This window comes from Kitasatospora sp. NPDC051853 (assembly GCF_044452665.1).
In the GTDB taxonomy this organism is placed as follows: Bacteria; Actinomycetota; Actinomycetes; order Streptomycetales; family Streptomycetaceae; genus Kitasatospora.
Genome location: NZ_JBITBY010000001.1, coordinates 208,822 through 221,966, shown reverse-complemented (window position 1 = coordinate 221,966; position 13,145 = coordinate 208,822). Strand labels below are relative to the sequence as shown.

General features: G+C 68.2%; 8 protein-coding genes and 1 pseudogene. 8 read left to right on the top strand and 1 reads right to left on the bottom strand.

Annotated features, from left to right (window positions below; translation table 11 throughout):
- Nucleotides 1-739 precede the first annotated feature (739 nt).
- Both ACIA8O_RS01040 and ACIA8O_RS01035 read left to right on the top strand, forming a co-directional pair.
- Nucleotides 740-940, top strand: a complete 201-nt coding sequence (locus ACIA8O_RS01040) for a hypothetical protein (RefSeq protein ID WP_396291365.1) — start codon at nucleotides 740-742, stop codon at nucleotides 938-940.
- A gap of 446 nt (nucleotides 941-1,386) precedes the next feature.
- Nucleotides 1,387-5,190, top strand: a complete 3,804-nt coding sequence (locus ACIA8O_RS01035) for a DUF4365 domain-containing protein (RefSeq protein WP_396291364.1) — start codon at nucleotides 1,387-1,389, stop codon at nucleotides 5,188-5,190.
- Between the two features lie 38 nt (nucleotides 5,191-5,228).
- Here ACIA8O_RS01035 and ACIA8O_RS01030 read toward each other — a convergent pair.
- Nucleotides 5,229-5,747, bottom strand: a pseudogene (locus ACIA8O_RS01030) (transposase); the annotation flags it as partial.
- Between the two features lie 18 nt (nucleotides 5,748-5,765).
- Here ACIA8O_RS01030 and ACIA8O_RS01025 point away from each other — a divergent pair.
- The 6 genes from ACIA8O_RS01025 (at nucleotide 5,766) to ACIA8O_RS01000 (ending at nucleotide 13,009) form a co-directional block, all read left to right on the top strand.
- Nucleotides 5,766-5,948, top strand: coding sequence for a hypothetical protein (locus tag ACIA8O_RS01025; protein ID WP_396292125.1), 183 nt, complete (start codon nucleotides 5,766-5,768; stop codon nucleotides 5,946-5,948).
- A 407-nt stretch (nucleotides 5,949-6,355) separates the two neighbouring features.
- Complete coding sequence (locus ACIA8O_RS01020) at nucleotides 6,356-6,883, top strand: ATP-binding protein (protein ID WP_396291363.1); 528 nt, start codon at nucleotides 6,356-6,358, stop codon at nucleotides 6,881-6,883.
- Between the two features lie 5 nt (nucleotides 6,884-6,888).
- Nucleotides 6,889-9,759 carry an ATP-binding protein gene (locus ACIA8O_RS01015; protein ID WP_396291362.1) on the top strand — a complete coding sequence of 957 codons (2,871 nt, stop codon included), beginning with the start codon at nucleotides 6,889-6,891 and terminating at the stop codon, nucleotides 9,757-9,759.
- Nucleotides 9,760-9,939: 180 nt separating this feature from the next.
- Nucleotides 9,940-11,253 carry an extracellular solute-binding protein gene (locus tag ACIA8O_RS01010; protein ID WP_396291361.1) on the top strand — a complete coding sequence of 438 codons (1,314 nt, stop codon included), beginning with the start codon at nucleotides 9,940-9,942 and terminating at the stop codon, nucleotides 11,251-11,253.
- 2 nt (nucleotides 11,254-11,255) lie between these two features.
- Nucleotides 11,256-12,191: a carbohydrate ABC transporter permease gene (locus tag ACIA8O_RS01005; RefSeq protein ID WP_396291360.1), complete on the top strand. Its 936-nt coding sequence runs from the start codon at nucleotides 11,256-11,258 to the stop codon at nucleotides 12,189-12,191.
- A complete protein-coding gene (locus tag ACIA8O_RS01000; RefSeq protein ID WP_396291359.1) occupies nucleotides 12,188-13,009 on the top strand; it encodes a carbohydrate ABC transporter permease in 822 nt (273 codons plus the stop codon). The genes ACIA8O_RS01005 and ACIA8O_RS01000 overlap by 4 nt, the downstream gene beginning before the upstream one ends.
- Nucleotides 13,010-13,145: the final 136 nt, after the last annotated feature.

The following is a 13,145-nucleotide window of genomic DNA, read 5'->3' as shown; positions in this document are numbered from 1 at the left end:
ATACGGATAGCGAAGGAAGTGAATCATGTCGCACCCAATCGGCTGGGAGTGGCTGGACGAGCCGCGGGAACAGTGGGAGATTCCGAACTCTCTGCTAGGCCCAACCAGATCGACTCCATCCAATCTCGCCATCGTAATGCTATCCTGCGAATTCCTGGATCACGAGACTCGCGCACTGGTCGGCAGGTTCGTTTCAGAGCACTCTCTGCTATATTTGCGCCCCCCGAGCAAGGGATTCAGTTTTCGAGAACAAGCGCAGCTTTCCGACGTTCTCAATCGCCACACACGGCGCACATTCGAAGCGTGGGAGAAGTTTAGACTTTCCATAGATCAGGATGGCCCGCCCGAGGTGGTTCGCCGAGACATAGATGACTGCCACAAGAAACTAACAGATGAGCTCAAGAGTGCAATCACGGCCTTCGAAGGACTCCCAGACAGCGCCATCTGACCCCAGTCGGCACCAATAAGCCTCTCCCGTACTTCCACTGCAGGCGACAGTTGATTGCCCATCAGGCGACATGGCAGAACCAGCTCCTCTGGCGATTATCATCGGGCTTTCAAAAACTTCCCCTTGGAGTGGGATGCGTGACTCTGAAGAGCCCCGCCGAACTTCGCTTCGGCGGGGCTCCTTGGATTCAGCGTGGCACCACCGACTTCAGCAGAGCGGCCCGACCAAAGCCGAAGCACACGATCGTGCTGCGAGCTCGGAAAGCAGCACCTCCAAAAGACCTCACTGTTCATGCCGGTATCCGAGCCGGACCGCCCCCGGCGCCTCGACCAGCTGAGAACCCGTCAGATGCCCCTGACGGTCCGCCACCCGATCGGCGTGCTGCGGGTGCGACGCGCCCGAGGCCCGTCCTACAGTGCCGGGGTGGGGGCGGACCTACGAGAGGTGAACAGTTCCATGGCAGCGAAGTTCGAGCTCTACACCGACCTCTGAATCAGCTGCCTTGGGCCACCTGGCCAGGAGGCCACCATAGGGCATCTGACCTGCGAAAACTTCTCTCGCAAGCTCTCGCCACTACTCGCCGCTCCTCGCCCTCATGTGAAATGAGTGTGAAATGGCGACACCCGTAGCTGACGACAAGTCAGCCGGAGCGGACGCAGTTGGGGCCTGTCAGCTTCCTCACGGAAGGTGACAGGCCCGACTCGTCGCCTCTTGACCAGCGACCCGCCTCAGTTGCCCCTCGCGCTGATCGTCCTTGCCTCGGACGGGTCACCACTGCCTCCTTGCTCCGAGAGGTCGCCAGGGCCTCCGCAGGTCGACGACGGCCTCTGCCTGCAAGGCCTCCGGTCGTGCCAGCTTGCGCTATCGGGTGTCGCACTCAGCTCCTACCATGGCCACTCACCGGCCATGAGCGCCGGCGAGGGATCAGGGAGTGAGCGGTGAAGGTAGAAGCCACCCACCAGATAGACCGCACTGGCGCGAGCAGCATCGCTCTCCTGGCAACTAGGGAACTCAACTGGCTCTGCCGTGAGCAACCAATCAGTGACATCGGAGTGGACGCACATCTCGAGGTCGTGACCGAGGACGGTTACGCCACTGGGCGCCTCCTCGCCGTACAGATCAAGTCCGGCTCCAGCTTCTTCTCCAGACCAGCGGATGGTGGATGGTGGTTCGCCTGTGACGACGAGCATGTCACGTACTGGCTCAATCATTCCCTGCCAGTCGTCGTCATGCTGTACGAACCCGCATCCCAGACCGCCTATTGGCAGCACGTAGCGGAGGACCATCTAGTCCGTACTGGCAAGAACTTCAAAATGCTCATCCCGGCCACGCAAGTACTTAACGCGGACGCACGCGACGCACTCTCCTCGCCTGCACGACAAGACTCGGCACCGGAGCCACTTCAGAAGGCAGTTGACTGCCTACCGGCAACTGTCCGAAGCATCCTCTTGCGCGCCGACCTTGACGACCCACAAGCCCGATCCGAAATTTTGCGCCTTGCCCGAGACCTCTCCGAAGCATCCGACGCTGCTGAAGTCGTAGCTGGCCTCCTCAACCGGACGCCCCGCTGGCTTGAGCAACTGCCTTCCGAACGCGCAGCGTGGGCCTGGCATGCTGTGGCGTCCTACACAGTCGCCCATCAATTGCGGGCGCTGCTGGTGCCGGCACTGGTCAAGGCTGCCGAGTCGGCTACAACCCACCGCGCACGTTTGAAGGCCATCGCGGCCCTGGCTGCTAGCCACCACGACCGTGACCGGGCACCCGCGCTGATCGCCGCAGCCCGAAGTGAGCAGCCACTAATCACCGCCATCGCCCAGCACCTCTTGGATTTTCCCGACCGCGACCATGGCAGGATGCCCGAGGCGGTGACTGAAGCCGTACGCTGCAAGGATCCTGCCGCTGAAAGCGCACAAGTGTGGTCCTTCATCGCCGAGACACATCTCGCGGGCCATCGAGACGCTGACGCCGTCGAGGCTTTCCGCCAAGCCCTCGAATTCGCCCCCCAAGACCCGGCCATTCAGGAGTCTTTGGCCGCAGCTCTCGTGCGTCACACGGCCTCGGGGGGCCCGGCGCTGTCCCACGTCGACCTCCGGCAGGCGGTAAGCCTTGCCACCGCGGCCCGGGCGGAGTTCCGGCGTTGGAAGGGGCCAAGCGGTTCAGCAGCCACTTCCTTGCTCCGGGCCCGCGTGATGGCCGACGACGTCGCCCAGGCGCTACGCACCGCCCTGGCAGCGCCAGCTGGAGAAGCTGAGGGACTTGAAATCGACTATCAGCCACTCCTGCTTGAGGGCGCTCGCATGGCCCACCATGCCGGACTCACAGCCGAGGCAGCTAAGCTGACAGCACGTATTACGGATACCGGCGCCATCGCTCAGCTACGAGCCGTCGCTCTCCAATCCCTCCCTGACGCTGACCGACAAGCGGTCGCCGACGCCTGGGAGCAGGCTCTCGAAGCCGCGTGTGACGATGAGCAGACATTCATCGCGGCCAGCGCCATCACCAGCTCCGGCACCTGGCCAGTCCCCGCACTCGAAGCCCTCCACCACGCTGGGGCCCTATCCACTCCTGTTTACGAGATCCAGCACGCCCGAGCGGAAGCCGCCCAAGGTGATACAGCTGCGGCCGTCAGACGTCTACGCCAACTGGAGAGCACCAGCGTTGCAGCTGCCGCAGAGCTAATCCTGCTGTTGCGCATCACGGAAGACTTCCCCGCTGCAGCCCAGACAGCCGACACGGCGGGCATCCGATACCAGGACCTGACACTGCGCCAGCTCGCAGTACAGCTATGGCATAAGGCGAAGCAACCAGACCTTGCGCGACTGAAGGCCGTAACTCTCCTGTCACGCCCAGACCTTCCTCGCGGCTCGCGCCATAACCTCCGCCGTCAGCTCGTCGAATGGGCCTACGAGCGTGAGGACTGGACAGACATGGAGGACCACGCCCTAGCCGGCGTTGTCGAGGGTCAAAGCGCCCCCATCTCAGCATCCAGTGCGGCAGACGCAACACCTCTTTCAGACGATGCAACCGCCTTCGCATGGGCGGCGATTCGCGCTCAGATCGGGTCGCGTCGCCTTGACGCCGCATGGCGAACCTACGCCTCCTTCGGCCCGGTGCCCCACCGGGTCACCGAAGTGCACCTTTGGCTCATCACCATCCAATGGCACGGCTGGAGCCCAGTCCTCGCCGAACTAGCCCTCACCCTGGCTGAGCGATTCCGTGAAGACACCGACCTCACCAGCAAACTGCTGGGCTCACTCCTGCACGGGACGGGCAGCCCAGAGTCAGACGAAGCACCCGACGCCAGCCCCAGCGTCGGCTCGCCAAGCCCACTGGTCCTAACACCGTCCCAACGCACCCGACTTCAGACCCTCCTCGGGCAGCTACCGCTCACAACTCCAGGGCTACGCCAGATACCCGCCGATATCGAATCACTACACCAGTTCGTACTGGATACATATGGTCCCAGGAAGGCCCTTATCGACGCTACTGCCGACGCGACCCGCATGGGCATCGCCCCTATGGGGCTACTCGCTATGGCAGCAGGCCGCCCTGTGGCACTTGCCTATGCACAGTGCGCTGCTGGCCTCACTCCAATTGCCAATTTCGCCAGCCCACACCACCAGGCCGAGATTCGTACGGCGAGCACTGCTCTCAATGGCATCGTCACACTAGACATCAGCGCCATTGCCGTGGCCACCCTCATTCCTGAGCGCTTTGACGAACTCCGTGCCGTCTTCTCTGGCACTCCAACCACCACTGCAGCTCGCGACGACCTCATCAACACCCGCTACGCCATCGACAGCCTGCTGCACTCATCGGGGCATGTCGGGCTTCACAACGACCAGCTCACCTTCACCACGCTGGCCGCTGCAGACAGAGCGCACCTGAGCGAGCGCCTGCAGACACTCAGCCCAGTCATCCAGTCGCTGTCGACTCATGACAGTGGCGACCTGAACCCCATGCGTGCGCTGCTCAGACTTCCCACGGGACAGCCCGCCGCGAATGACGCGCCCTGGTTGGGAGCCGCCAGTCTCGCCCGGGAGACCGGGAGCCCACTCTGGTGCGACGATGCGGCCCTGCGCCGCCTACTCCATCAAGCAGGAATATCAACGTTCAGCACGCTCGCTCTTCTCCACGTCCTTACCAATGACAACGCCTACCCAGGATTCACAACCGAGCGGCATCGTAGGGACATCAACACTCTGCTCCGCGCAGGCGCTGCAGACCTCCCTTTCCGAATCGATGATCTCCTAGCGCTCGCCAAGGATGACAGATGGCAGCCAAAGGCAGCCAGCCTCTTTTTGCTAAGTCCATCGCACTGGCGACGCCCTGACTGCGAGCAAATCTGGTCCCACCTGGTTACAGCGATATGGGAGAACGCCCCTGAACAATTGCCAGGTTGGTACGAACGCTCCGTGTACGGTTTTACCGCTTTCGCGCATCCCGAGGCTGTCCTAGACAGTCTTTCGGCTCTAACTGCTAGCACCATCACCGCCATCGGGGTCGGCCCCGAACCAGTGCAAGCAATCCGGGAAGCGGTAGCCGGTAGTCTGGATACCTGTTTCAAAGAGGCGATAAGGCGCCACAGTCCACTTGGCACGGACCTACTGGATGTGCAAACCCCACCGAGCGAGGATCGGCTATGGTCCCGCGTCCGCAGCCTTATCGTGCAGAATCTGACAGAAAGTCAGGGTTTCGCGAGCCAGACCGCCAATGTCATCGCCGACCAAGCTTGTCTGTAAAAGAGCGTTTTGTCCTGTGGATCGTGTTTGATCCTGGGTCAGGTGCCTCGCCAGTTTGGGGTGGATTCTGCGGTGAGGCGTCGAGCCATGAGGTCGATCATGGCGATCTGGATCATGGCTTCGGAGCGGTGCGGGTGGGCTTCGTAGTCGCGGGCGAGGCGGCGGTGGTGCATGAGCCAGCCGAAGGTCCGCTCCACGGTCCAGCGTCGAGGGAGGATCTTGAATCCCTTGACGACTGGGTCGCGTTGGACGATGTGGACGTCGATGCCCAGGCGGGCGCCGTGGTCGATGGCGGTGGTGCGGTAGCCGCTGTCGGCCCAGGCCTTGGTGACTTGCGGGCAGGCGGTGGCGGCGGCGGAGAGCAGGTGGATGCCGCCCGCGGTGTCGCTGACGCCGGCGGCGGTGACCCAGACGGCGAGCAGGAGGCCGAGGGTGTCGACGCCGATGTGCCGCTTGCGGCCCACGATCTTCTTCCCCGCGTCGATGCCCTGGCCGGCCGCAGGGACGTTGGCGGAGGTCTTCACGCTCTGGGAGTCCAGCACGCATGCGCTGGGCTCGGGTGTGTCTAGTGACTGGTGTATCTGATGTTGTGTGAGTTACCGGCGGCCGATGGAGAGCCGGCCGTCGACGCCGCGCTCACGCTGCCTCACCACAACGGCCGCACCGAGGGCGTCAACTGCAAGATCAAATTACTCAAGCGCCAACGGTACGGCCGCGCCGGCCACCCCCTCCTGCGCCAACTCATCCTGCTCAACTGACGAGGCAGCGACCAACGCCTACGAGAATCTTGGAAGAGCCAGTCACTGGACACACCCACCGCCCGAAAAGGGCAACCATAGTCGCTGCAGCCAGCTGCGCGATGCGGGTCAGATGAGGCGGTCGCGGTGGGCGGCGGCGTTCGCACGCACGAGGCCAGCGAAGCGGGCGCGGCTGCGCCGGGTCCTGTCGGGCCAGCAGTCCCAGTCCGAGCAGACGCGCCGGGTGGTGCTGGTGCTCCGGATCACTGACCCGTTGCCCGGGGAGTCTCGCGCGCGCCATGTAGGTAGTCGGCAGGTCGGCGCAGTTTTTAGGGGACCTCAGCTATTGGGTACCGCATTGTTTGCGGCCGGCCGGGCCCTGACCGTGGAGAGCGGGGGATGCCCCCTCACCCCTCGGGGAGAATCCGATGGACACCACCACCCGACTCGACCGAACAGCCGCCCCGGCCGTTGACCGACCCGACCTGTGCGAGCCGCCGACCATGGGTTGGGCGATGGCAGCGGCCGAAGCATCCGTGCCCGCGCTGCGCGCCCTCGCCTGCATGACGGCGTCCCGATGGGGCCTCACGCTGAGCGACGACGGAGCACTGGCCCTCGTGGTCAGTGAACTGGTCGGCAACGCGGTGCGTCACAGCGGCGCCGCGCAGGTCCGCCTGACCGTCTCCGCCACGGCAACCACCTTGACCGTCGAGGTCCAGGACTCCGGTACGTGGCGTCCGCGCGGACCGGGTGCTTCCGCCGAGGACCTCGAGTGCGGAGGGCGCGGTCTGCAGTTGGTCGAGGCGTACGCTGTCGGGTTCGCCATCCGGTCCGGCGAGGGTGGAACGCGGGTGACGGCCGTGCTCGCGCTGCGGGGGCAGGCGGACGCCTGCCGCACGTCTCCTCGATTGCCCGGTGCTCGGCCCCGGGCTAGCGTGAGGGCGACGGGCAGGTGATCATCTTGAGCGACGCGTTCCACCGTCCCGACGCACCGGTCAGTGGTTTTCGGTTCGTCGGCCGCTCCCACGAGACGGAGTTGCTCCTCTCGGCCGCGCGGCGCCCGCCCGCCACGGTGCTCGTCGAGGGGGAGGCCGGCATCGGGAAGTCCCGCCTTGTCCAGGAGGCGGGCAGGATCCTGGCCGACGAGGGGCGGCACGTCCTGACCGGCTACTGCCACCCGCTGCGTGAACCGCTGCCGTACGGCCCGGTGGTGGACGCCCTGGAGAAGGCGCTCCCGTCCCTGCCAGCGGGTCGGCTCGCTCACCTGGCACCCGCCCTGGCCCGGCTCCTTCCCTCCGTGGCCGACTCGGCGGCGCACCGGGCCGGAGGGGTCACCTCCGGAGCCGACTCCCCTCCGGCGTCCGCCATCCGCTCCTTCCTCGCCTCGCTGGGGCCGACGGTCCTGATCGTCGAGGACGCGCACTGGATCGACGGAGCCACGCGCGACCTGGTCGTGCTGCTCGCCCGTGATCTTCCCGACCAGCTGTGCCTGGTCCTCACCTACCGGGCCGAGGACCTGCCTCCGGACACTCCGATCCTCGGAACCTCCCACCGTCCCCGGCCGGGCGCTCGCCAGTCGGTGCTCCGGCTGGAGCCGCTCACCGAGACCGCCGTCGCCGACCTCGCCGACGCCGCGCTCGGCAGCCGAGCCACCTCCGCGCTGGCCCGTGACCTGTACCGGCGCAGCGAGGGCCTGCCGTTGGTGGTGGAGGAGGACCTGATCACCTTGACCTCCCACCGGCTCGGCCGGGAGCCGTCCGACGACACCGCCCGGCTTCGGGTGGCGGAGGTGCCGCGCGGTCTGCGGGAGGCGGTCGTCGAACGGATCGCCGGGCTCTCGGCTCCGGCCGAGGCGGTGGTCTCGGCGCTCGCGGTGCTCGCCACGCCGGCGGCGGAGTCGCTGGCGGCCGACGTGGCCGGGTTGGACGAGGAGAGCGCCTACGCGGGACTGGTGGAGGCGTTGCGCGCCTCGGTCGTGCGGGAGGAGGGCCCGGACCGCTACGGCTTCCGGCACGCGTTGGCCCGGCAGGTCGCCTACGACCGGCTGCCCGGCCCGGTCAGGCGTCGTCTGCACGTGCGGGCCGGGCAGGTGCTCGAGCGGTTGAGTCCGCCTCCGTTGGTGCAGATCGCCCACCACGTCGGAGCCACCGGCGACCGGCAGGCGTGGCTGCGGCGGGCCGTCGAGGCCGCCGACCAGGCGGAGTCGCTCGGGGACACCGGGACGGCCGCCACCCTGTGGAGGCAGGTGCTCCAGGAGCCGGAGTGCGCACCGCAGTTGCGCTCGCGGGCCGCCCTGCGGCTGGCGCCGATCGCCGGCCAGGGCATCGACTTCGAGGCCGACGCCAGCACCCTGCGTTCCGTTCTGGCCGACCTGCGGCTGCCGGTCGCGACCCGGGGCGAGATCCGGGCCGGGCTCGGCCTGCTCCTGGTGAACCAGGCCTTCGAGCGGGAGGGCTTCGACGAGCTGGCCCGGGCCGTGGCCGAGATCGGCGACGACGCTCCCGAGGCCGTCCCGGCCATGGTCGCCCTTGCCCTGGACCAGACCGCCGGACCGCGGCGGGCCGACTCCTGGCTGGCGCTGGCCGAGCGGGCGCTCCGCGACCGGCCCGACGAAGCGCTGGCGGCCGATGCCCGGGCGACCCGGCTGAGCCTGCGCGGCATGGCCGGCGATCCCGGGGTCTGGGCCGCCCTGGAGGACCTGCCCCGGCACGGTGCGGCCCCGGCGGTGCTGAGGCAGACCGCGCGCGCCCTCTACAACGTGGGCGAGGGCGCGATCGACGTCGGCGACGACCGTCGGGCCGACGCGCTCATCGGCGAAGCGCTCCAGCTGTCCCGGAGGCTCGGGTTCCCGGCAGTGGACCTCCACGGCGCGGCGAGCCGACTCCGGCTCGAAGCGCTGGCCGGCCGGTGGGCCGGTCTCGAGGAGCGGTTCGAAGCCCTCCGTCTCGCCCATCCCGACAGCCCGGTGGTCGACATGGAGCAGGCGGTCTTCCTCGGGATGCACGAGTTGGCCCGTGGCCGCCGGAGCCGGGCGCGGGAGCAGTTCGACCGGGCCGCCGACCTCAGCAGGGGACGCCTGACCGCCGGCCTCGCCTCGCGAGCAGCCGCGGGAATCGCCGCGGTGCTGCTGGCGGACGGCGACCCGCGCGGGGCGTGGGAGGTGTCGCTCGAGGCCCTCGCGGCCGTCCGGTTGGCCGAGGCGTGGCGCACGGCGACCGGGCTGGTCCCGGTCGCCGTGGCGGCGGCGCTGGCGTGTGGTGAGCGTGATGCGGGGGCCGGTCTGGCCGACGAGGCCGAAGCGGGAAGCCGGGGCCGTTCCGCTCCCGGTGCGACGGCCGAGCTGCACACTGCCCGGGGATTCCTCGCCGAGGAGGCCGCACCGGCCCGGGCCGCCGCCGAGCACGCGGCGGCGGCCCGGCTCTGGCGGAGCATCGGACGCCCGTACCCGGCGGCCCAGGGCGCGGAGCGTCAAGCCCGGGCGCTGGTCGACGCGGGGTCCGAGGGGGCCGCCGACGTCCTGGCACCGGCTCTTGCGACCTTCGCGGAACTGGAGGCCGTGGCCGACCTCGCCCGGGCCCGGCAGTTCGGCCGGGAGGCCGGCATCCAGCGGTCCGGTTCCCCCGGACGGCGCGGTTACGGCAAGCGGTTGTCCCCGCGCGAGCGCGAGGTGGCGGCCCTGCTCGGCCGTGGCGCCACCACTCAGGAGATCGCCGACGCCCTGGTGCTGTCCCCGCGCACGGTCGAGCACCACGTCGCGAGCGTTCTCAAGAAGCTCGGGACGACCCGGGGCGCGGTCGGGTCCGCACTCGACGCACTGCCACCGAGTCCGTAGCGCTCGACCGTAGGAAACGAAACGGCAACGCCACTGGCGCTCATTTCGTATATCGCATACGTTGTCCGAGAGTTCAACTCCCTCTGCCGTTCCCCGGCCGGCCCCAGCGGTCCGGCTCCTGCCCGAACACCCAGGGGCGGCTTCACCCACCCGCCGCCCCGTCGTCCGAGGAGATCCACCATGGCACCACTCCGTCGCCGCCTCGCCTCCCTCGCCCTGGCGTCCGCCTGTGCCCTCTCCGCCGCGGCCTGCGCCACCGGCGGCGGCTCGTCGACCGCCGGCGGCCGGGCCACCGTCAAGTTCTGGTCCATGCCGTACTGGATCGGTGACGACAGCAAGATCAAGGACCTGGTGAGCCAGTTCAACGCCTCCCAGGACAAGGTCACCGTCGAGCTCACCCTGCTGGAGTGGAAGGACGGCCGGGACAAGATCAAGCAGGCGATCGCCGCAGGCACCGGCCCGGACGTCTGGCTGATGAACAACGGCCTCGAGCTCGACTACCTCAAGGCCGGATCACTCGCCCCGCTCGACGCCCTCGGCTACACCACCGCCGACACCGACAAGTTCCTGCCGCTGTCCAAGGTCGACGAGTACGAGGGCAAGCTGTACGGCGCCCCGCTCTACTTCGACGTGGACGTCATGCTCTACCGCACCGACGTCTTCCAGCAGTTCGGCATCGCCGGGCCGCCGAAGACCTGGGAGGAGCTCAAGTCCACCGCCGCCAGGATCACCACCGAGTCGGCCGCCGCCGGCAAGAAGGTCAGCGGCTGGCAGTTCAAGGGCATGGACGACCACCTGAACGCCATCAACTCCACCTGGGAGAGCTTCCTCTGCCAGGCCGGCGGCAGCCTCACCTCCCCCGACTTCAAGACCTCCACCCAGAACACCGAAGCCGGCCGTACCGCCATGAACTACATGAAGTCCTTCTACACCGACAAGGTCTCTCCCACCGGGACCAGCGCGCTGAACGGCTTCATCAGCGGCGACGTCGCGATGTTCCCCTTCTTCCAGTCCGTGATCGCCAACGTGCAGACCGGCGGCGCCAAGACCGAGGGCAAGTGGGCCGTCGCCCCGATGCCCACCGGCCCCAAGAGCGGCTGCTCGATGGTCGGCGGCCACAGCCTGGTCGCCAAGGCCGGCGGCAAGAACCTCGCCGCGTCCGGCACCTTCATGCGCTGGCTGGCCTCGCCCGAGCGCAGCGCCCAGTACATGGACTTCCACGCGATCTTCCCCTACGACCTCGCCAAGGTGGACCCGTCGGTGAAGGCCACCGTCGACGACAAGGTCAAGGCCGATCCCAACTGGAACGCGATCTTCGAGCAGCTCGGCCGCAACACCCCCGACCTGCTGCTCCAGGACCGTCACGCCTTCCAGGCCCGCTGGGACGCGCAGAAGGCCTCGGTGGTCGCCGGCGTCAACGGCCAGGTCCCGGTCGACAAGGCCCTGGAGACCATCGACGGCCAGGTCGGCAAGGCCCTGAGCAGCGAGAAGTGACCATGAGTACCGTGACCGACCTCCGCCCCCACCGTCCCCCCGCCGGAGCGGCCCCCCGACGACCCCGCCGGAGCCCGCGCCGCCGGTCCTCCGGCGCGCTGGCAGGCTGGCTCTCGGTGGCACCCGCCCTGCTGATCGTCCTCGGCTTCACCTTCTACCCGATGGTCCAGTCCGTCCTGCTCAGCACCGACCACTGGAACATGCTCGGCCCCCGCACCTTCGTCGGGGCCGAGAACTACCGCACCGTGCTGGCGGCCGGCACCTTCCGCGACAGCCTGGTCAACACCGCGGTGTTCACGGTGATCACCATGGCCGGCACCTACGTGCTGGCGCTGGGCACCGCGATGGCCGCCAACCGCGAGTTCCGCTCGGCCCGCCTGGTGCGGACCGTCACCGTGCTGCCGGCCGTCATCCCGATGGTCGTCGCCGGCCTGATCTGGAAGTGGCTGTACGAACCCGACCACGGCCTGGTCAACACCCTGGCCTCGCTGGTCGGCGTGGACGGCGCCCGCTGGCTGTTCGACAACCACCTGGCCCTGCCGGCCGTCGCCGTCGTGAGCATCTGGAAGGAGTTCGGGATCTACGCGCTGATCCTGCTCGGCGGACTCCAGCGCATCCCGGACGAGATCTACGAGGCCGCCACGATCGACCGGGCCGGCCCGTGGCGGCAGTTCCGCTCCATCACCCTGCCGATGCTCCGGCCCGCCACCGCCGCGGTGTTCCTGCTGCTGCTGTTCAACTCCTTCAAGGTCTTCGACCAGGTCTGGGTGATGACCGAGGGCGGCCCCGGCAACGCCACCATGACCGTCGTCACCTTCATCTACACCAAGCTGCTCAGCGACGTCGGCGTCGCGTCCGCTGCCTCCGTCGTGCTCTTCGCGATCCTGCTGGCCATCACCCTGGTCCGGCGCTGGCTCACCCCCAAGGAGGAGTCGTGACCAAGTCCGCCCGCCGGATCGCCCCGGCCCTGTGGCTGACCGCGGTCGCCGTCTTCGCCGGCCTGCCGGTGCTCTGGATGGTACTGACCTCCTTCCAGACCAACGAGGACCTGGTCGGCACCGGCCGCCACCTGCTGCCCGGCAGCCTGACCTTCGACGCCTACCAGGAGGTCGTCCGGGCCTTCCCGTTCGGCCAGTGGTTCCTCAACTCGGTGCTGGTGGCCGTCGCCGTGGTCGCCGGGAACCTGGTGTTCGACACCCTCGCGGCCTACGGGCTCAGCAGGATCAGGTTCCGCGGCCGGGGCGTCGTGCTGTCGCTGATCCTCGCCACCCTGATGATCCCCACCCAGGTCATCCTGGTCCCGCTCTACCTCGTGATGCGCGACCTGGGCTGGATCGACACCTACTGGGCGATGATCGTGCCCTTCCTCGCCAGCCCCACCGGCATCTTCCTGCTGCGCCAGCACTTCGTCACCCTGCCCGTCCAGCTCGACGAGGCGGCCGCCATCGACGGCGCCGGCCGTCTGCGCACCCTGGTCAGCATCCTGCTGCCCAACTCCTGGGCGGCGCTCGGCACCGTCGCGGTCCTGAAGTTCATGTGGACCTGGGGCGACTTCGCCTGGCCGTCGCTGGTCACCAACAACGAGCTGCTGCGGACCCTGCCGGTCGGCCTGGCCCGCTTCCAGAACCAGTTCGCCCCGCGCTGGGACCTTTTGATGGCGGGCTCAGTGCTGGCCGCGATCCCGGTGGTGCTCGGCTTCGTGCTCCTCCAACGCCTCTTCGTTCGCGGCCTGACCGGCGGAGCCGTCAAGGAGTAGCACCGACCGCTGAGACGAGGACGGCGGGGGGGGGGGGGGGGGGGGGGGGGGGCCGCGCGGGGGGGGGCGCCGCCGGGGGGGGGGGGGGGGGCGGGGGCGCCGGCGCGGGGGGGGGGGGGGGGGGGCGCGGGGCGCG